Source organism: Rhodococcus sp. p52 (assembly GCF_000763325.2).
GTDB lineage: Bacteria > Actinomycetota > Actinomycetes > Mycobacteriales > Mycobacteriaceae > Rhodococcus > Rhodococcus pyridinivorans.
The window spans coordinates 4547374-4567191 of the sequence record NZ_CP016819.1; the positions used below are offsets into that span (position 1 = coordinate 4547374).

Below are 19818 nucleotides of genomic sequence, written 5' to 3' on the forward strand. Positions count from 1 at the left end.
GAAACGAGGGCGTGCCGATACCCGATTTCGTCGTCCAGCTCCGCTCACACGTAGGAACCGCACCCCTGTGGCTGCCGGGGGTGAGCGCGATCGTCACGGACGGCGACGACCGCGTCCTGCTCACCCGCCGCGCCGACAACGGCATGTGGGCCGTGGTGTCCGGCATCCTCGAACCCGGAGAGGAACCGGCGGTCGCCGCAGTCCGGGAGGTGCTCGAGGAGACGGGTGTCGCCGCCGAGATCGTGCGGCTGACGAGCGTCGACGTCACCGCACCCATCACCTATCCCAACGGCGACGTCGCGCAGTACCTCGACGTGTGCTTCCTGCTCCGCGCGACCGGCGGGGACGCACGCGTTGCCGACGACGAGAACCTCGAGGTGGCGTGGTTCGCGCCGGACGACCTCCCCGAGCCACTCACCGAGACGTCGCGTCTGCGGCTCGGGAAGGCGCTCGCCGGGCGTGCGGAGGCCTGGTTCCGTCAGTAGGCAGTGTTGATCGGACCCGGGCTCCACAGACCGCTGCGCGTGACCGTGGCGGTGTCGAGTTCCGCGGTCTCCGTCGACGGATCGATCGGTGTGTACTGCTCGATCGCTCCCCAGTCGCGGTCCCAGTCGTGATCGAGATACGACGGGATCGTGCGGGCCCGCAACAGCTGGTCGGTCCAGCCGAGAGGACCGCCACCGTTGTGGTCCTGCCACAGATCCGTGGAGATAGCACCGATCCGGTCCGGCAGGATCCGGTACTCGGGGATCTCGGCGATGCCGTTGCGGTGCACCATCTGCCGCTGGCACGGGAAATTGAGACCGACAGCCCAGTCCAGCAGGACCGGTGTGTCGCTCCCGACGACCTGCTGCAAAGTCTGCGTCTGCGGCACGCGCGGCGGGGTGAACGCCAGCCACTGTTCGGGCGCGAGATCGTTGTCGGAGGCGACGATCCGCACCGCGTCGACCTCGGCCGGCAGCGTGTCCATCGGGACACGCAGATTCCTCCACGAGGGCGACGGACCGATGTCGATCGGCAACGCCCGTCCCAGCGCGGTCACGCTGCCGTCGGCAGCGGTGGTTCCGTATTCGAGTTCGAGTCGCTGACCGTAGGTTTCGGTGCCGTCGGCGTCGACGGAGAAGATCCGGCCGGCCGCGGCGATCGTGACGAGATCCCCACGCGATCCGGTCGCGTCGGGCTCGGGCAGCCGGAACCAGGCGCTCGTGACGTCGCCGAGGGACGATCCGTGGCTGCCCAGCACCGGCGTGGTCACCGGATCGAGGCCGAACGGCAATGCGACGGTGCTGCCGTTGATTCCGACTCTGCCGGTACCGCCGCCGGTGCCACCGGTACCGCCGGTCGAGCTCTGGTCGTCGTTCGTGTCGACGGTGTTGGCGGTGCCGGCCGAGGCCGAGTCGTCGTCCGGGGTCAGATCGAGCGCGACACCACCCGGCGTGAACCCGTCCCCTCCCCCGGCATCGAGAGCGGAGGCCGCGTCGGCGCCGATGGGGGTGAGCACCGAGGCGTTCGGATCCGTTTCGAGCAGCACGTCGTTCGCGAGCGCACACGAGTTGCCGGTGAGCGTGTCGACGTTGGACCGTGCCACCGAATAGCCCGGGTACTGCGAGATCGCACCCTTGGCCAGTGACAGCACCTCGAACAGCACCATCGCCGCGGCGGCGACGGTCAACGGCGGCACCGCCCACAACCGCGACGGGGTGTCGGTGCGGGTGGAGGCGACGGGGTGGATGTGCCACCACGCGGCCAGCAGCAACGCGACGACCGTCACGGCGAAGAAGACGGTGGAGAAACCGAATCCGGCGACCGACGGCGGCTTGTCCCACCACGGGACCCCGTAGCTCGAGACGTACCACCAGCCGTTGGGGCCGATGAACGACATGGTCACCACGAACGACACCGCCGCGGCGAACAGGGCGCGGTTGCGTCGCGAACGCAACACCGCGGGTCCGGTGGCCACGGCGGCGAGCATCGCCACCGCGGCGGCCAGACCGGCGTAGATACCGAAGTGGTGGGTCCACTTGGTGGGCGCGAACATCATCAGCACCAGCGCGCCGAGGGTGATGCCGACGATGCGGCGGGACGGTCCCTGCGCGGTGCCGGGGATGTGCCCACCGCGGCGCAGCATCGCCACGAGCGCCACCGCCAGGCACAACACCAGGGTGAAGACCGCGAACCTGCGGGCCAGCGAGCCGTCCACGGTGATCTGCAGCAGGTACTGGTAGCGCAGATACTCCTGGAACCACGGCACGTTCGGACCGACGCCGTGCACGTGCTGCATCTCCAGCACCGCCGCGAGGGTCTGGTCGGCGAAGACCGGCACCAGGATCACCAGTCCGGCCGCGAGCATCGGCGTAAGTACCGGCAGCCATCCCAGGGTCTGCGCACGCCGATGGAGGATGCGGGCGATCGGGCGGGCACCGGCGATCAGCGCAGCGAAACAGATGATGCCCGACGGTCCCGCGGTCACGGTGAGCGCGGCGACGAGGATCGCGGCCGCCGCGGGCAGCAGACGCCGGGTGGCGATCGCGCGTTCGACCGAGCACCAGGTGAGCACGACGCCCGTCGCGACGATCGGTTCCGGGCGCAGTCCGTTGTTGAGCGGCAGCCAGAACGCCAGGAACACCAGCGCCCCGGTCCACAGCGGAAGCCGGTTGCGACGCAGTGCGACGCCGAGACGTGGAGCGACCTCGCGGCTGAGCACCCACCAGCACAGGATTCCGGCGGTCAGTGCCGGTAGCCGCATCCAGATGCTCGCCGTCGAGACCTGGGTCATCAGGGCGAGGACGTCGTAGAAGGGAGTGCCGAAGGGTGCCTCGGGCACACCGAACCACCGGAAGTAGTTCGCCATGTACCCGGCCGCGCCCGCGGCGGGAGCCATTCCGAGCTGGTAACCGTCGTCGGCGGTGTTCGCCCCGATGACGTGCCAGACGAGCAGCGTTCCGACGACCAGCGCGTCGATGCGGGTGAACGACCACCACGACGCCGGCAACAGGCGGCGGTGGCGACGACCGTCGGCGCGGTCGAGCCGGGCCAGCGTCCACAACGCCAGTGCCGTGGCGACCACCGCGACGATCATCGCGACGATCTTCAGCACCGTCGGAGACGTCGTGAAGCGGGTGTCGACGGTCGCGGTGATCGAGACACCGTCGAGTGCGGGACCGGGCAGGTCGGTGAAGATGCCGACGAGCTGGGGCCGCAGGTCTCGGTCGAAGGTCCGCGCCCCTGACGCCGCGGCCGAGCCGGTGATCGTGGCGACGGTGCGTTCCGAGTTCGAGGACAGGGTGACCGAGCAGTCCCCGGCCAGGTCGTCCACCGGCGCGGAGGCGAGCAGTGTGTTGCGGGAGATCACCTCGAACACCGCCGGCCCGTCGTCACCGGCCGGCCGGACACGGGCGATCAGCCCGTAGCGTTCACGGTCGGGAGCTCCTGCGGGAAGTGTGGAGAAGACGGTGCCGCCGTCCGGCAGCGCGTCGCGCACGGACCGGCACTCGATCGTGGCGTCGAGATCGACCGGTGCGTAGGACACCAACGGCGCCGAGATGCCTGCGTTGCTCTCGCTCTGCGGCCAGTCGATGGTCGCAGTGGTCTGCGTCACGGGCAGGAACGGCATCGCGATGGATGCGACGATCCCCACGACGGCGGCGAGCACCGCCCACAGACGGGTCCGCTGCTCGACTGCCCGCCCGCCCGACGGCACGCGTTCGATCGTCACCGGCCGAGGCGAGCCCGACGCTTCTCTTGTCTCGGTCACGAGGAGCGATGCTATCGGGGACGGGCCGGGCCGCGAAAAGCACGCGATCCCGCACACGGGCGCTGCTGCGCCGGTGTACGGGATCGATGCGTTCGGGCCGGTGACAGAGAACGTCTACGTCAGAAGTCCCAGTCGTCGTCTTCTGTGACGACGGCCTTGCCGATCACGTAGGAGCTGCCGGAGCCCGAGAAGAAGTCGTGGTTCTCGTCGGCGTTCGGCGACAACGCCGACAGGATGGCCGGGTTGACGTCCGTCTCGTCCTTCGGGAACAGCGCCTCGTAACCGAGGTTCATCAGCGCCTTGTTCGCGTTGTAGCGCAGGAACTTCTTGACGTCCTCGGTGAGCCCGACCTGGTCGTAGAGGTCGGCCGTGTAGTGGGTCTCGTTGTCGTACAGCTCGAAGAGCAGTTCGAAGACCCAGTCCTTGAGCTCGTCGCGCTCGGCCTGCGTGATCGTCTCGAGCCCGCGCTGGTACTTGTAGCCGATGTAGTAGCCGTGGACGGCCTCGTCGCGAATGATCAGGCGGATCATGTCGGCGGTGTTGGTGAGCTTGGCCCGCGACGACCAGTACATCGGCAGGTAGAAGCCCGAGTAGAACAGGAACGACTCGAGCAGCGTCGAGGCGGCCTTGCGCTTGAGCGGGTCGTCGCCCTTGTAGTAGTCGAGGATGATCTGCGCCTTGCGCTGCAGGTGCTCGTTCTCCTCCGACCAGCGGAAGGCGTCGTCGATCTGGCGGCTCGAGCACAGCGTCGAGAAGATCTGCGAGTAGCTCTTCGCATGCACCGACTCCATGAACGCGATGTTCGTCAGCACCGCTTCCTCGTGCGGGGTCACCGCATCGGGGATGAGCGAGACCGCGCCGACCGTGCCCTGGATGGTGTCGAGCAGCGTCAGGCCCGTGAAGACCCGCATCGTCAGTTCCTGCTCGTACTCGGTGAGCGTGCCCCACGACTGGATGTCGTTGGAGACCGGCACCTTCTCCGGGAGCCAGAAGTTGCCGGTGAGACGATCCCAGACCTCGGCGTCCTTGTCGTCGGGGACGCGGTTCCAGTTGATCGCGGAGACGCGATCGATGAGTTTGACGCGCACGCCGTCGGCCGGCGAGTGTGCTGCTGCAGTCATCGGTTACCTACCTGAATTGTGTGCTGATGCAAAGACTGTCGTGGAGCAGGGTCACAACATGCAGGAGACGCAACCCTCCACCTCGGTGCCCTCGAGCGCCATCTGCCGCAGGCGGATGTAGTACAGGGTCTTGATTCCCTTGCGCCACGCGTAGATCTGCGCCTTGTTCACGTCGCGGGTGGTGACGGTGTCCTTGAAGAACAGTGTCAGCGACAGCCCCTGGTCGACGTGCTGCGTCGCAGCAGCGTAGGTGTCGATGATCTTCTCGTAGCCGATCTCGTATGCATCCTGGAAGTACTCGAGATTCTCGTTCGTCATGTAGGGCGCCGGGTAGTAGACACGCCCGATCTTGCCCTCCTTGCGGATCTCGATCTTCGACGCGACCGGGTGGATCGAGCTCGTCGAGTGGTTGATGTACGAGATCGAACCGGTGGGCGGAACCGCCTGCAGGTTCTGGTTGTAGATGCCGTGCTTCTGCACGGACTCCTTCAGCTCGCGCCAGTCCTGCTGCGTGGGGATCGCGATGTCCGACTCGGCGAACAGCTGACGGACCCGCTCGGTGGCAGGCTCCCACACCTGATCGGTGTACTTGTCGAAGAACTCACCCGAGGCGTACTTCGACTCCGGGAAGCCCTTGAAGTACGAGCCGCGCTCGATCGCGATCTTGTTCGACGCACGCAGGGCGTGGAACAGCACGGTGTAGAAGTAGATGTTCGTGAAGTCGACGCCTTCTTCGGACCCGTAGAAGATGTGCTCGCGGGCGAGGAAGCCGTGCAGGTTCATCTGGCCGAGGCCGATGGCGTGGGATTCGTTGTTGCCCCGCTCGATCGACGGCACCGACGAGATCGTCGTCTGGTCGGAGACGGCCGTCAGGCCGCGGATGGCGACCTCGATGGTCTGCGCGAAGTCGGGCGAGTCCATCGTCTTCGCGATGTTCAGCGAGCCGAGGTTGCACGAGATGTCCTTGCCCACATGGCTGTAGGACAGGTCGTCGTTGAACTCCGAGGGAGTCGAGACCTGCAGGATCTCCGAGCACAGGTTCGAGTGCGTGATCTTGCCGGCGATCGGGTTGGCCCGGTTCACCGTGTCCTCGAACATGACGTAGGGGTAGCCCGACTCGAACTGCAGCTCGGCGACGGTCTGGAAGAACTCGCGCGCCTTGATCTTCGACTTGCGGATGCGCTTGTCGTCGACCATCTCGTAGTACTTCTCGGTGACGTCGATGTCGGCGAAGGGCTTGCCGTAGACGCGCTCGACGTCGTACGGCGAGAACAGGTACATGTCCTCGTTCTTCTTCGCCAGCTCGAAGGTGATGTCGGGGATGACGACGCCCAGCGAGAGGGTCTTGATGCGGATCTTCTCGTCGGCATTCTCACGCTTGGTGTCGAGGAAGCGGTAGATGTCGGGGTGGTGCGCGTGCAGGTAGACCGCACCGGCACCCTGACGGGCACCGAGCTGGTTGGCGTAGGAGAAGGAGTCCTCGAGCAGCTTCATGATCGGGATGACGCCGGAGGACTGGTTCTCGATCTTCTTGATCGGAGCGCCGTGCTCACGAATGTTGCTGAGCAGCAAGGCGACACCGCCACCGCGCTTGGACAGCTGCAGTGCGGAGTTGATGGAGCGGCCGATCGACTCCATGTTGTCCTCGATGCGAAGGAGGAAGCACGAAACGGGCTCGCCGCGCTGCTTCTTGCCCGAGTTGAGGAAGGTCGGGGTGGCCGGCTGGAAACGACCCGAGATGATCTCGTCGACGAGGTGCCGGGCGAGGATCTCGTCGCCGTCGGCGAGCGTCAGCGCGACCATGCACACACGGTCCTCGAAACGCTCGAGGTAGCGCTTGCCGTCGAACGTCTTGAGCGTGTACGAGGTGTAGTACTTGAACGCACCGAGGAAGGTCGGGAACCGGAACTTCTTCGAATATGCGTGCTCGAACAGCGATTTGACGAATGCGCGCGAATACTTCTCGAGCACCTCGGGCTCGTAGTAGTTCTCCTCGACGAGGTAGTCGAGCTTCTCGTCGAGGTTGTGGAAAAAGACCGTGTTCTGGTTGACGTGCTGCAGGAAGTACTGACGGGCGGCGGCCACATCCTTGTCGAACTGGATCTCGCCGTTGGGGCCGTACAGATTCAACATCGCGTTGAGCGCGTGGTAGTCGAGATCCTTGAGCGAATCGTCGAGGTGTGCGCTCGTGGCGGGAGCGGGATCGGTAATGGTCACAGTGCTGTCCCCACTTGTCGGAGTTAGGAAACGGCCGCGCAGTCACGTCCGCGACGCGCGTCGAATACGGATACGGATGTGGCTCAGGCGTTCTGGAGCACGGACTCCCAGAATCGGGCGAGACCGTCGCGGACACGCTCGACGTCGTCGGTCGTGCCCATCAACTCGAACCGGTACAGATACGGCACCTTGCACTTGCGCGAGACGATGTCTCCCGCGAAACAGTACGAGTCGCCGAAGTTGGTGTTACCCGCCGCGATGACACCGCGGATCAGGCCCCGATTGTGCTCGTTGTTGAGGAATCGGATGACCTGCCTGGGAACATAGCGGGTATCACGGCCCGTGGCGGTCGTCCCGCCACCGTAGGTCGGCACGATCAGCACGTACGGATCGTGGACCTCGAAATTTCCCTCACGATCGTGCAATGGGATACGGCTGGCCGGAATCCCGAGTTTCTGCACGAATCGGTGGGTGTTCTCGGATGTACTCGAGAAGTACACCAGCGATGTTCCCGGGATCGACCCCAGCGAAGCCATCGGTAGTCACCACTCTTCATTCGATTGCGAAGACCGGCCCGGGCGGACACGGAAGAACACGTCCGCCCGGAGACGACGACGATCGGGCCGCCGCGAACGCGGCCCGGGCTCAGGCAGCGACGGTAAGCGCCTTGATGCGGTCGGGGCGGAAGCCCGACCAGTGGTCGTCGCCGGCGACGACGACAGGCGCCTGGAGGTATCCCAGCGCCATGACGTAGTCGCGGGCCTCGGGGTTCTCACTGATGTCGACGACGTCGTACTCGATGCCGGCCTTGTCGAGGGCGCGGTAGGTGGCGGTGCACTGGACGCAGGCAGGCTTGGTATAGACGGTGATGTTCATGAATGCCCCTTTTCCGACGGCCGTGGGCGGCCTGACGACTGACTGCTGTGCGTTACCCGGAAGCCCACTCATCCGTCCGATCCCGCTTCCCCGAGAGATCGTCGGCACTTGTGGCCCTCCAGCGGTCTAGACACTACACCTTGTGTCCATCGGATACACAGAACCCAGGATGTTGTGACTTACAAAGGTGATATTCCCAGGTCGCGACCCTCCCTCCACGGCGTTTCGGGCGTGTCCCGGCGTGTCGCCGCAGCGCGTACGAGAGAGACCTCGAGCACAGTGTGGCGGGTGCCACCGACAACTTCGCGAGGGCACCGCGAGAACACCCTCCGAAGGGCCTGCGCGGGGAGCTCCGGGCGGGAAGAATGACTCCTCGTGCACCCGGTTCGCGCGATGCTCGCCGCACTGCTGGCACTGTCCCTGTGCGCCGCCTGCGACTCGCGCCGTGAGTGCGAACCGATCTCCGCCCCGCTCGACGAGACGAGCACCGCGTGTCCCCGCTTCGGCATCAGCACCCCGGGCGGCCCGGTGGCCGTCGACGAGTACCGCGCGGTCACCGAGGCGGTCGGCACCGCACCCGGCGCGGTGCTGTGGTTCGTCGACTTCCTCTCCCCACCACCCGTCGGGGCCCTCGACATCGTGCGCGCCTCGGGAGCCGACCCGATCGTCACGTGGGAACCGTGGCTGCAGCGTGGCGACGGGACATACGACCGGACGTCGATCACGATGGCCGACATCGCCGCCGGGATCCACGACGACCATCTCTACCGGTGGGCGGACGAACTCACCGCCTGGGGCGGGACGGTGTACCTGCGCTTCGCACACGAGCCGAACGGGGACTGGTATCCCTGGGGTCCCGCCGGCGGCACCCCACCGGAGACCTACGTCGCGGCGTGGCGACACGTGCACGAACTGTTCGCTTCCAAGGGGGCCGACAACGTGCGCTGGATCTGGACGGTCAACGTCCCGCACGAGGGCAGCAGTCCCATCGCACCCCTGTATCCCGGTGACGACCACGTCGACGTCGTCGGGGTCGACGGTTACAACTGGGGCACCACCCGGCCGTGGAGTCGCTGGCAGTCCCCCGAAGATCTGTTCGGACCGACCTTCGACGAGCTCGGCCGGATCGCCCCGGGTCGTCCCGTCGCGGTCACCGAGGTCGCGAGCGCGGAGGCCGGTGGGTCGAAGCCGGACTGGATCCGGGATCTGGTGGGTTACTTGGACAGTCACCCCGCGGTGACGACGTTCGTGTGGTTCCATCACAACAAGGAAACCGACTGGCGCCTGACCAGCACGGCCGAGTGCGCGGCGGCCCTGGACGACGCTCTGCACAGGAGACACACCGCACGATGACATCCGAGGCGTCGCTGCTCCCCGACCATCTCGAGGACGAGCGCATGCGCGACGTCGAGCGACTCGAGCTGCTCGACACCCCTCACGAGGAGCGCTTCGACAAGATCACCCGCATGGCGTGCCGCGTGTTCGGCGTCCCCATGGCGTCGGTGTCGCTGATGGACCACGACCGGCAGTGGTTCAAGTCGATCCTCGGACTCGAACTCTCCGAAGTTCCTCGCGAGAGGACGGTGTGCCGCACCACCATCGCGCGCGCGTACGAGCGGCCGGACGACCCCGCACTCGTCCTTCCCGACGCCTCAACCGATCCCGCCTTCATGGACATCCCCGGTATCGGTGGTGAGGGTGGGATCCGGTTCTACGCGGGTTACCCCCTGTTCGGTCCGGCCGGTCATCCCGTGGGCACCTTCTGCATCTACGACACCGAGGAGAGGAACCTCGACCCGGATCAGCTCGACACCTTCGCGGAGCTGGCCGAATGGACCCAGCGCGAACTCGACCGGTCCGACGAACTCGACCGCGCCGCCGAGATCCAGAAGCAGCTCCTCCCCCGGCCGCTATCCGACCTTCCGGGCTACGAGATCGCCACCGTCTGCCTGCCCGCCTTCGTGGTGGGTGGCGACTTCTACGACCACTACCGGCTCCGTGAGGGCGTCGTGATCTCCGTCGCCGACGTGATGGGAAAGGGCCTCGGCGCGGCGATCCTGGCGTCGGGCGTGCGTTCCTCGTTGCGCGGTGCCGGCCGGGTGCTCGAGCGCTTCGGACGTCGTCCGGTCGGCGTCCTCGACACCGGGATGGCGCTGACCCTCGGCGCCGAGCACCTCGCCGACGACTTCGAGCACACGGGAACGTTCGCCACCTCCTTCGTCGCTGCGATCGAGTTCTCCACGGGAGACGTCGACCACGCCGATGCGGGGCACGGACTCGCGGCGATCCGTCGCGCGGACGGCGGGGTCGAACCCCTCGAGGGCGACGGTCCCCCGCTCGGAGTGTTCCCCGCCACCACATGGACATCGGAGACCGCGCACCTCGCGCCCGGCGACATGCTGGTGGTCTGCTCGGACGGACTGCTCGACCTGCTCGACGAGAACAGCGACCCGGCGGCACTGTGCCGTTTCGTCGCCGGCCATCCGACCCCGGAGGCGCTGGTGGCCGCAGCACGTGCCCTGACGGTGAACGAACCTCCGCTCGACGACGTCACGGTCGTCGCGATACGACGGAACGAGATGTCGTGAAGGCCGTCACGAAGGAGGGCTACCCGTCACCGTTCCTGCGTGTCCTCATCGTCCTCACGGTCGTCGTCGGCCTGAACTACATCGTCTGGCGTTGGCTGTTCTCGGTGAACTGGGATGCCTGGTGGATCGCGGTTCCGCTGGTGCTGGCCGAGACCTACAGCCTGATCGACTCGTTGCTCTTCGCATTGACGATGTGGCGGCTGAGGAGACGGCCCGAACCACCCGCAGCGCCGGAGGGGATGACGGTCGACGTCTTCATCACCACCTACAACGAACCGGTCGATCTGGTGTTGCGGACCGCCACGGCAGCGAAGCGTATCCGGTATCCGCACCGGACGTGGATCCTCGACGACGGATCCCGGCCCGAACTCGCCGCAGCCGCCGCCGAACTCGGCGTCGACTACATGACGCGGGCGGCGAGCTGGACGAACAAGCCACGCCATGCCAAAGCGGGCAACCTGATCAACGCGCTGCTGCATTCGGACGGCGAGTTCCTGCTCATCCTCGACGCCGACCAGGTGCCCGAACCCGAGATCCTCGACCGCACACTCGGATATTTCACCGACGACCGCACCGCCCTGGTCCAGACACCGCAGTACTTCACCAACGTTCCCGAGTCCGACCCGCTCGGCAGCCAGGCCCCGCTGTTCTACGGCCCGATCCAGCAGGGCAAGGACGGCTGGAACGCCGCCTTCTTCTGCGGGTCCAACGCAATCCTCCGACGCGAAGCGCTCATGCAGCTCGGCCTGACCGGTTACGTCCAAGCCGTCGAAGACGGAGTCGAACGCACCCTGCGCACCGCAGGAAAGGTGGTCGACCGCGCACGCCGGAAGGTGCCCGCCGACCAGCCCGACGTCGCCGCGGCACTGGATTCGGTGCGACAGGCCGTGCGTACAGCACGCGGCGAACGGCGGGCCGGCGCGGCGCTCGCCGACGTCACCTTCCGCTTCCAGCAGGCGGTCGACGCCGCCGCGCGCAGCATCGTCGATGCCGACTTCGGTGGTATCCGAGCCGATCTCGAGGAGATCGCCGCCCTCGACGCGCACGGCACCGACGCGCTCACCATCGACGAGACCGTGCTCGACCGCCTCGCCGACCGCGAATGGTCGCCGCTCGGCGCGCTCGAATCGATCCGGGCGATGATCCGGGCCGTCGACGTCGACCGCGCCGAGGAGGCCGAGCCGATGCTCGCGTTGGCCACGATCTCCGTGACCGAGGACATGGCCACCTCCATGCGTCTGCACGGCGCGGGTTGGAAGTCCGTCTACCACCACGAGATCCTCGCCTACGGACTGGCACCGGAGGATCCGAAGACGATGGTCACGCAGCGACTCCGGTGGGCGCAGGGCACGATCCAGGTGATGCTGCGGGAGAATCCGCTCGTCCAGAAGGGCATGACCCTCGCGCAGCGCCTCATGTACTGGGCGACGATGTGGAGCTATCTCTCCGGTTTCGCGGCCCTCGCCTATTTCGCGGCGCCGATGATCTATCTCGTCTTCGGGATCCTGCCGGTGGAAGCCTACAGTCTCGACTTCTTCGCGCGGCTCGTCCCGTTCCTGATCCTCAGTCAGCTGCTGTTCTTCGTCGTCGGCCGCGGCACGCCGACCTGGCGCGGCCAGCAGTACAGCCTCGCGCTGTTCCCGGTGTGGATCAAGGCATGCTGGACGGCCTTCCTCAACGTGTACTTCGACAAACCGCTCGATTTCGCGGTCACCCCGAAGACACGCCAGGGCGGCGAGGGCGTCCCCTGGTATCTGTTCCGTCAGCAACTGCTCGTCATGGCACTGCTGGTCGTGGCGGCGGTCGTCGGCGCGGTGCGGTTGTTCCTCGGCGACATCTCGGTTCTCGGCGTGACCGCGAACCTCGTCTGGGTCGTCTTCGACCTGTTGATTCTGTCGGTGGTGATCGGCGCGGCTCGCTACCGTGGACCCGAGAACGAAGGAGTTCGATGAGCCATTACGAAACCCGCACGGTCGGAACGAGTACCGTCGTGCAACCCACCGGTCGTCTGAACATGGTTGCGGCGCCACGTCTTCGCGAGCAGTTGCGCGATCTCGTCGAGAACGGATCCCATCGGCTCCTCGTCGACCTCAGCACGACCGAGTTCATCGACTCGTCCGGGCTCGGCGCACTCGTGTCCGGATTGAAGGCGGCGCGGCAGGCCGGCGGCGACCTGCGGATCGCCTCGCCCACGGCGCAGGTGCAGAGCGTGCTCGCGCTGACCCGCCTCGATCGGGTCCTGGCGACCCACGACTCCGCGGACGCGGCCTTCGATGGCGACTGACGCCCCGTCCGACGCGCAGCCGTCCGACGGGGCGCCCTGCCGGTGGGAGTTGTCCGCCCCGACGAGCGAGGGCACCCTCGACCGGATCATGGATCTGGTCGCGGAGATGTTCGCCGCCGAGGAACTCGACGAGTCCGACCGCGTGCAGTTCGAGATCGCGGTCGCGGAGATCGCCGCGAACATCATCGAGCACACCGGCCGGGGACAAGCTGTCTCGGTGACGCTGACGCTGGAGCTCCACCCGGATCGTCTCGAAGCAGTATTCATCGACGACGGGGCCCCGGCACGTGTGGATCTGCGTTCGGTCGAACTCCCGGATGCCCTCGCCGAGCGCGGTCGAGGACTCGCCATCGCCCTCGCCGCGCTCGACGAGCTGCGGTACCGGCGACAGGCCGGCACCAATCGCTGGCTGCTGGTCTGTCACCGGTCCGACGCGTCAGGGCAGTCCGGGCAGTAGGTCGTCGAGGCGGGCCGGTAGGTTCCGGATCCGCACTCCGGTCGCGTGCCACAGGGCGTTGACGACCGCCGCGGCGCTGCCCACGATCCCGATCTCACCGATCCCCCGCGACCCCATGGGTGTCGCATGCAGGTCCTCGTCATCGAGCCAATCCGCTTCGACCCGGCGGATGTCAGCGTGTGTCGGCACGTGGTATTCGGACAGATCGTGGTTGACGACGTGCCCGAAACGCGCGTCGCGGATGCTCTCCTCGAAGAGCGCCATCGAGATCCCGAAGGACATCCCGCCGATGACCTGCGAACGCGCGGTTCGCGGATTGATCACCCGTCCCACGGAGAACAGACCGAACATCCGGGGCACCCGAATCTCGCCGGTGTCGGCGTCGACGTGCACCTCGGCGAAGTGCACACCGAAGGACTGCGCGGTGTAGTGCTCGAGTTCGCGGTTCTCGGCTGCCGACGCGGACAGTTCGGCACCCACCGGCGGATCGTCGCCGAAGCGTTTACCGAATTGTTCTGCGGCCGTGACGATCGCGGTTCCCCAGGACGAGGTGCCCGACGATCCGCCGGCCACCGTGCCGTTGGGCAGTGCGCTGTCGCCGATCTCGAGGTCGACGTCCTCCGGTCGGCATCCGAGTGCGTCGGCGGCGATGAGGGTCAGGGCCGTCCACGCACCCGTACCGAGGTCGGTGGCTCCGATGCGGACGGAGTAGCGCCCCTCCCCGAGATACCGGATCTGGGCTTCCGAGCCGGGATTGACCATGTGGGGATAGGTCGCGACCGCCATGCCGGTACCGATCAGGGTGTTGCCCTGCCGCCGGGTGCCGGGTTCGCGGTCGGACGGATCCCACCCGAATCGCTGTGTTCCTCCGCGGAGGCATTCGACGAGCCGGCGCGACGACCACGGCTTCCCCGTCTCCGGATCGGACTCGGGTTCGTTGCGGATGCGCAGTTCGATCGGGTCGATCCCGAGTTCGGCGGCGAGCTCGTCCATCGCGACCTCGCCGGCGAACATGCCCGGCGCTTCACCTGGCGCGCGCATCCAGAACGGCGCCGGCACGTCGAGAGTGATCGCGCGATGCGACGTGCGGGCGTTGGCGACGTCGTAGAGATTGCGCAGCGGCCCCCCCGCCTGTTCGACGAATTCGGTGACCCGGGACGACTGGGCGAACGCCTCGTGCACGAGACCGGTGAGCTTGCCGTCACTGTCGGCCGCGAGCCGGATGTGCGAGGCGGTCGGAGCGCGGTACCCGACGTAACCGAACATGTCTGGTCGGGAGACCGCGAACTTGATCGCTTTCCCGGCCAGGGCCCGCGCCGCGAGTCCACCGAGGACGTCGTGCGCGTGAGGACCGCCCTTGGAACCGAATCCCCCACCGATGTACGGACAGACCACCCGCATCCGGGCCGCGTCGAGACCGAAGACCGGCGCGAGGGTCTCGACGACACCGTGCGGATGTTGCGTCGAGGTGTACAGCGTCAGAGTGTATCCGTCGGTCTCACTGTTCGACGGCACGACGTCGTTCCGCCAGATCGCGACCACGGTGTGCGGTTCGAGTGGATTGTTGTGTTCCTCAGGGGTGGAGTACCACTGATCGATCACCGTCTCGGCGCGGGCGAACGCCGCGTCGACGTCGCCTCGCTCGGTGTCGGGTTCGTAGCCGCCGTTGACGGTCTCGGGTGTGTACGCGTCGGGATGGTCGGCGCGGAAGAGCGCGTCGTGCGGTTCCTCGCTGTACTCGACTTTCAGGAGCGAGCATGCCTCCCGGGCGATCTCGAAGCTCTCCGCGACGACCGCGCCGATGATCTGACCCCGGTACAGCACGTCGGGTGTCTGCAGGACGGAGTACTCGCCCTCGGCCTCTTCGGTGAGACGTGGGGCGTTCCAGGGAGTGAGGACCTTCAGCACCCCGGGCACCGCTTCTGCGGCGGCGGTGTCGATGCGGTCGACGCGTCCACGGGCGATGGTGGAGGTGAGCGGTACGAGGTAGGCGGGATCGTCGACCGGGTGCTCGTAGGCGTACGGTGCCGTCCCGGCGACCTTCGCCGGTCCGTCGATGCGCGCGGTGGAGCGTCCACCTGCTCGGATCGGCTCGGGGCTCATGCGGATCCACCTCGTTCCCGTCGTTCGTCGAGTTCGCGCAGGGTCGCCACCACGGTTCGCCGCAGCAGCGGGATCTTGTAGGCGTTGCCGTCGAGGGGACTCGCGTCGGCGAGTTCGGCCTCGGCCGCCGCAGCGAAGACCTCATCGGAGGGTTGTTGCCCGAGGAGTGCTTCCTCCGCGCGGTGTGCCCGCCAGGGCCGGTGTGCGACCCCACCGAATGCGATGCGGCACCCGGTGATCGTCCCGTCCGCAACGGTCATCTCGGCCGCTACGGAGACCAACGCGAAGGCGTAGGACGCCCGGTCGCGCACCTTGCGATAGGTGGACAGCGAACTCTGCGCCGCGGGGATCTGCACGCCGACGATGAGGTCGTCGCGTTCGAGCACGGTGTCGCGCTCGGGTGTGTCGCCGGGGAGTCGGTAGAAGTCCTCTACCGCGATGGCGCGCTCGCCGTCCGGGCCGAGGACCAGGACTTCGGCGTCGAGCGCGAGCAGGGCGACCGCCATGTCGGACGGATGGGTGGCCACGCAGTGCTCCGAGGCGCCGAGGATCGCGTGGTAGCGGGTGTATCCGCCGATGGCGGAGCAGCCGCTGCCGGGTTCGCGCTTGTTGCAGGGGGTGCTCACGTCCCGGAAGTACGAGCACCGCGTGCGCTGGAGCAGGTTGCCGCCGGTGGTCGCGGTGTTCCGGAGCTGGGGTGAGGCACCGGCGAGCAGTGCGCGCGACAGCACCGGGTAGTTGCGCCGCACGAAGGGATGCGCCGCGAGGTCGCTGTTGCGGACGTTGGCGCCCACCCGGATTCCCCCGTCGGCCGTCTCCTCCACGGCGTCGAGCGGAAGATGCGAGACGTCGACGAGGAGATCGGGGGTCGCGACGCCGAGTTTGAGGTGGTCGACCAGATTCGTGCCGCCCGCGAGGAAGACCGCACCCGGTGTCTCGTGCACGACGGCGACGGCGGCGGCGGGATCTGCCGGTCGCTCGTAGCGGAGGGGGCTCATCGCGTCTCCTCCGTATCGAGGCGGCTGTCGCCGACACCGATTCGGCTGTCGCCTGCACCGATTCGGCTGTCGCCGGTGGCGACGGTGCGGATCGCCGAGACGATGTTGGGATAGGCGGCGCAGCGGCACAGATTGCCGCTCATGCGTTCCCGGATCTCGTCGTCGTCGAGTTCGGGTGCCTGTTCGAGATCGGCCGTTACGTGACTCGGCGCCCCGTCGGCGAACTCGTCGAGCATGCCGACGGCCGAACAGATCTGGCCGGGGGTGCAGTAGCCGCACTGGAAGGCGTCGTCCTCGATGAACTGCGCCTGGAGCGGATGCATCTCCCCGTCGCCGAGTCCGGCGGCGGTGACGATCTCGGCGCCGTCGTGCGAGGCGGCGAGGGCCAGGCACGAGAGGGTGCGCCGGCCGTCGATCAGCACGGTGCACGCTCCGCACTGACCGAGATCGCATCCCTTCTTCGGGGACGTGATCCCGAGGCGGTCGCGCAGTGCGTCGAGCACGGTGGTGCGGACGTCGATCGGGACGCGACGCTCCACCCCGTCGACGTGGAGAACTATGTCGAGATCGGGTCGGTGGCCGGTATCGGTCCTCGTGTCCCCGCTTGTCATGGGCAAACCTCCGAACAGTGGGCTGTGTTCGGGGCATTCCCGCTGCAGGCGTCATCGAACCGTCGAGATGCGACGAGCGACGAGGGGAGCGTCCGCGGCTCGGCCGGACCCTGCGGATACGCGGTGCCGGAGACCTCACGGGTCTCCGGCACCGGGGGTGTCGGTCGGTCCGCCGGCCGCTCTCGGTGCCGGCGGTACCGGCAGGGACGACGGACGTCTCGATCAGGCGTCGGCGAGCACCTTGGTGGCGTCGGCCAGTGCGGCGACGACCGTTGCGACCTGCTGCGCGGTCTCGGCGTGCTCCTTGGCGTGCTCGCCGCCGAACTTGCCGAAGGTTTCGCCGACCGACAGCGAGCCGGCGTCGACGACCTTGCCGCCGGCGATTCCGACGACCTTGACCGCGTCCTCGAGCGCCCACTTCGCAGCGTTCTGGCTGGGCGACTGGCTGACGATGGCGACGGGCTTGCCGCTCAGTGCGCCGGCACCGTAGGGGCGCGACAGCCAGTCGACGGCGTTCTTGAGCACCGCGGAGACGGTGCCGTTGTACTCGGGCGTGACGATCAGCACGGCATCGACCTCGGCAGCGGCGTCGCGCAGAGCCACGGCAGCAGCGGGGGCAGCCTCGCCGTCGAGATCCTCGTTGTAGAAGGGAACGTCGGCGAGGCCCTCGTAGAGGGTCACCTCGACGTTCTCGGCAGCAACCGCCGCGGCGGTCTCGGCGAGCTGGCGGGAGACGGAGCCGTCACGCAGGCTGCCGACGAGGGCGAGAACTCGGGTCATGGGAACATCCTCGGGTCGAAGTGGTTGACTACGCAATTTTAAACGGACCGTGGTCCGCTTTATTCCCTGCCCCGCTAGAGTGTGACCTTGTGAACACTCGCCCCCTCCCGCACGCGGACGGTCGGGCGCTGTCTGCGGCGAACAGCCGGGCTCTCCCCCTGGCGGACGAACGACTCTCCGAACGGGGCGACGCAGCGCGCAATCGTTCCCGTCTGCTCGACGCCGCCGCCCTGCTCGTCGCCGAGCGCGGCGTCGATGCCGTGACGATGGACGCCGTCGCGGCGCGGGCCGGGGTCGGCAAGGGCACCGTCTTCCGCAGGTTCGGCTCCCGCGCCGGGCTCGTCCGGGCACTGCTCGACCACAGCGAGCGCGAGTTCCAGCAGGGCTTCCTGTTCGGCCCGCCACCGCTCGGCCCCGACGCCGAGGCCCTGGACCGGCTCATCGCCTTCGGTCGTGCACGCATCGAACTCGTCGAGGTGCAGGGCGAACTGCTCCGCGCGGCCGAATCCGCCACCGACTCCCACTACACCGCTCCCGCCCACCTGGTCTCGCTCGCCCACGTCGACGCACTGCTGCGTGCCGCCGGAGTCACCGGCGACACCCGATTGCTGGCGACCTCGCTGGTCGCGTCGCTCGAGGCCACCCTCGTGCTCCACCAGTGGCGCGAGCTGGGACATCCGCTCCGCCGACTCGCCGACAACTGGGCCGAACTCGCACACCGTGTCGTGACCGGTCGAGGTAGCCGCAAATCTGGGTCGAGCGCCGTACCGTAACGGCATGATTCGCACATTCCGGGTGCTCGCACTGGTCTCCCTGACAGCGGTGGCCGCCGCGTGCAGCACCGATTCGGATTCGGCCGACGGCAACTCCGCGGAGGACCTCACCGGCCGCACCTTCGTCTCGACGAGCGTGACCGGCACGCAGATCCCGGGCGACGGACCGATGGTCGTCGAGTTCCCGGAGGACGGACGCATCTCCGCGACCGCCGGCTGCAACCGTTTCGTCGGCGGCGTGGACCTGGCCGACGGCCGAGTGAAGGCATCGGACCTGGCGAGCACGATGATGGCCTGCCTGCCGGAACGCGAGGGAGCAGACGCTTGGCTCACCACGCTGTTCGACGCCGAGCCGCGCTGGTCGCTCGACGGGGACACCTTCATGCTCACCGGCGACGACATCACGGTCTCGCTCGAGGACGAGAAGGTCGTCGACCCCGATCTGCCGATCACCGGCACCGAGTGGGTGGTGACCTCGCTGCGCACCGCCGACGCCGTCGTCAGGTCGGTCGCCCTGGAGAACGCCGCGCCGACGCTCACCCTGGCCGACGACGGCACCCTCACCGGGAACACGGGGTGCAACGAGTTCGGCGGCAGCGCCGAGGTGGGCGACGATGTCATCCTGTTCGAACCGCTCACCATGACCCGCGCGGCCTGCGCCGATCCCGAGCTCGCCGACATCGAGACGCACGTCCTGAACGTGCTCGCAGGTGAGACCACCTACATCGTCCGGGGCTCGTCGATGATTCTCACCGCAGCGAACGGCACCGACGGACTGGAGTTCACGGCCCGCTGATCCCTCCTCGGTACCGTGAGACCCATGCCGGGAGCAGTCCGCGTGGTCGTCGTCCTCGCACTGGGTGCGCTGCTGTCCGGGTGCGGAATGTTCGGGTCGTCGCCGTCCGACCCGATCGGTCGCCGTTACATCTCGACCGAGGTCGAGGGGCGGCCGATCCCCGGCGGCGGTCCGCTCCAGTTGTCGTTCCCCGCTCGGGAGCGGGTCGCGGCGTCCGCCGGATGCAACCGGTTCACCGGCACCGCCGACCTGTCCGGGAGCAGGATCCGCGCCGGGACGCTCGCGTCCACGAGAATGGCGTGTCCTCCCCCGCGCGACGGCGCCGACGACTGGGTACGGACGCTGTTCGCGGGCACACCCCGGTGGGCTCTCGACGGGGAGGTGCTCACCCTGACCACCGGCGCGGTGACCGTCACCCTCACCGAACGTACGGACGGGCGCTGAGATCGTTCGTCATGGA

The 19818-nt window shown here is 67.5% G+C and carries 18 protein-coding genes; 9 read left to right on the forward strand and 9 right to left on the reverse strand.

The window, feature by feature from the left end; translation table 11 throughout:
- Positions 1-11 precede the first annotated feature (11 nt).
- Positions 12-485 (forward strand): NUDIX hydrolase, encoded by a 474-nt coding sequence (locus tag IM25_RS21000; RefSeq protein WP_006550397.1) that lies wholly within the window; start codon positions 12-14, stop codon positions 483-485.
- Here the strand turns inward: IM25_RS21000 and IM25_RS21005 are convergent.
- The 5 genes from IM25_RS21005 to IM25_RS21025 all read right to left on the reverse strand — a co-directional run bounded on the left by IM25_RS21005 (position 479) and on the right by IM25_RS21025 (position 7968).
- The gene (locus IM25_RS21005) at positions 479-3715 is read right to left on the reverse strand and encodes an arabinosyltransferase domain-containing protein (protein WP_065996359.1); all 3237 of its coding nucleotides are present in this window, start codon (positions 3713-3715) and stop codon (positions 479-481) included. The genes IM25_RS21000 and IM25_RS21005 overlap by 7 nt on opposite strands.
- Positions 3716-3873: 158 nt before the next feature.
- Positions 3874-4875, reverse strand: coding sequence for a class 1b ribonucleoside-diphosphate reductase subunit beta (nrdF, locus tag IM25_RS21010; RefSeq protein ID WP_006550395.1), 1002 nt, complete (start codon positions 4873-4875; stop codon positions 3874-3876).
- A 51-nt stretch (positions 4876-4926) separates the two neighbouring features.
- Complete coding sequence (gene nrdE, locus IM25_RS21015; RefSeq protein WP_019288422.1) at positions 4927-7092, reverse strand: class 1b ribonucleoside-diphosphate reductase subunit alpha; 2166 nt, start codon at positions 7090-7092, stop codon at positions 4927-4929.
- A gap of 83 nt (positions 7093-7175) precedes the next feature.
- Positions 7176-7628, reverse strand: coding sequence for a class Ib ribonucleoside-diphosphate reductase assembly flavoprotein NrdI (nrdI, locus tag IM25_RS21020; RefSeq protein ID WP_006550391.1), 453 nt, complete (start codon positions 7626-7628; stop codon positions 7176-7178).
- Between the two features lie 109 nt (positions 7629-7737).
- Positions 7738-7968: a redoxin NrdH gene (locus IM25_RS21025; protein WP_006550390.1), complete on the reverse strand. Its 231-nt coding sequence runs from the start codon at positions 7966-7968 to the stop codon at positions 7738-7740.
- A 393-nt stretch (positions 7969-8361) separates the two neighbouring features.
- Here IM25_RS21025 and IM25_RS21030 point away from each other — a divergent pair, with 393 nt between their 5' ends.
- Genes IM25_RS21030 through IM25_RS21050 form a run of 5 tightly spaced genes read left to right on the forward strand, consistent with a single transcriptional unit; the run spans position 8362 to position 13297 of the window.
- On the forward strand, positions 8362-9321 hold the full coding sequence (locus IM25_RS21030) for a glycoside hydrolase family 26 protein (protein ID WP_033097722.1): 960 nt from the start codon (positions 8362-8364) through the stop codon (positions 9319-9321).
- The gene (locus IM25_RS21035; protein ID WP_033097721.1) at positions 9318-10556 is read left to right on the forward strand and encodes a PP2C family protein-serine/threonine phosphatase; all 1239 of its coding nucleotides are present in this window, start codon (positions 9318-9320) and stop codon (positions 10554-10556) included. The genes IM25_RS21030 and IM25_RS21035 overlap by 4 nt, the downstream gene beginning before the upstream one ends.
- Positions 10553-12508, forward strand: coding sequence for a glycosyltransferase (locus IM25_RS21040; RefSeq protein WP_033097720.1), 1956 nt, complete (start codon positions 10553-10555; stop codon positions 12506-12508). The genes IM25_RS21035 and IM25_RS21040 overlap by 4 nt, the downstream gene beginning before the upstream one ends.
- Positions 12505-12840, forward strand: a complete 336-nt coding sequence (locus IM25_RS21045) for an STAS domain-containing protein (protein ID WP_065996361.1) — start codon at positions 12505-12507, stop codon at positions 12838-12840. The genes IM25_RS21040 and IM25_RS21045 overlap by 4 nt, the downstream gene beginning before the upstream one ends.
- Complete coding sequence (locus tag IM25_RS21050; RefSeq protein ID WP_082921110.1) at positions 12830-13297, forward strand: ATP-binding protein; 468 nt, start codon at positions 12830-12832, stop codon at positions 13295-13297. Before IM25_RS21045 ends, IM25_RS21050 begins: the two co-directional genes overlap by 11 nt.
- On the opposite strand, the gene IM25_RS21055 is transcribed toward IM25_RS21050, so the two are convergent.
- From IM25_RS21055 to IM25_RS21070, 4 genes are all read right to left on the reverse strand, one after another.
- Positions 13277-15400, reverse strand: coding sequence for a xanthine dehydrogenase family protein molybdopterin-binding subunit (locus IM25_RS21055; protein ID WP_065996363.1), 2124 nt, complete (start codon positions 15398-15400; stop codon positions 13277-13279). The two genes, IM25_RS21050 and IM25_RS21055, sit on opposite strands and share 21 nt — an antisense overlap.
- Positions 15397-16398, reverse strand: coding sequence for an FAD binding domain-containing protein (locus IM25_RS21060; protein WP_024101424.1), 1002 nt, complete (start codon positions 16396-16398; stop codon positions 15397-15399). Before IM25_RS21060 ends, IM25_RS21055 begins: the two co-directional genes overlap by 4 nt.
- Entirely contained in the window at positions 16395-17009 is a 615-nt protein-coding gene (locus IM25_RS21065) for a 2Fe-2S iron-sulfur cluster-binding protein (protein ID WP_051121499.1), read from the reverse strand. The genes IM25_RS21060 and IM25_RS21065 overlap by 4 nt, the downstream gene beginning before the upstream one ends.
- Before the next feature lie 222 nt (positions 17010-17231).
- Entirely contained in the window at positions 17232-17789 is a 558-nt protein-coding gene (locus IM25_RS21070; protein ID WP_006550386.1) for an NAD(P)H-dependent oxidoreductase, read from the reverse strand.
- A gap of 128 nt (positions 17790-17917) precedes the next feature.
- Here IM25_RS21070 and IM25_RS21075 point away from each other — a divergent pair, with 128 nt between their 5' ends.
- Genes IM25_RS21075 through IM25_RS21085 form a run of 3 tightly spaced genes read left to right on the forward strand, consistent with a single transcriptional unit; the run spans position 17918 to position 19802 of the window.
- Complete coding sequence (locus tag IM25_RS21075) at positions 17918-18562, forward strand: TetR/AcrR family transcriptional regulator (protein ID WP_024101427.1); 645 nt, start codon at positions 17918-17920, stop codon at positions 18560-18562.
- A gap of 4 nt (positions 18563-18566) precedes the next feature.
- Positions 18567-19358, forward strand: coding sequence for an META domain-containing protein (locus IM25_RS21080; protein WP_033097717.1), 792 nt, complete (start codon positions 18567-18569; stop codon positions 19356-19358).
- Positions 19359-19382: 24 nt separating this feature from the next.
- Positions 19383-19802, forward strand: a complete 420-nt coding sequence (locus IM25_RS21085; protein WP_231912084.1) for an META domain-containing protein — start codon at positions 19383-19385, stop codon at positions 19800-19802.
- The last annotated feature ends 16 nt before the right edge of the window (positions 19803-19818 follow it).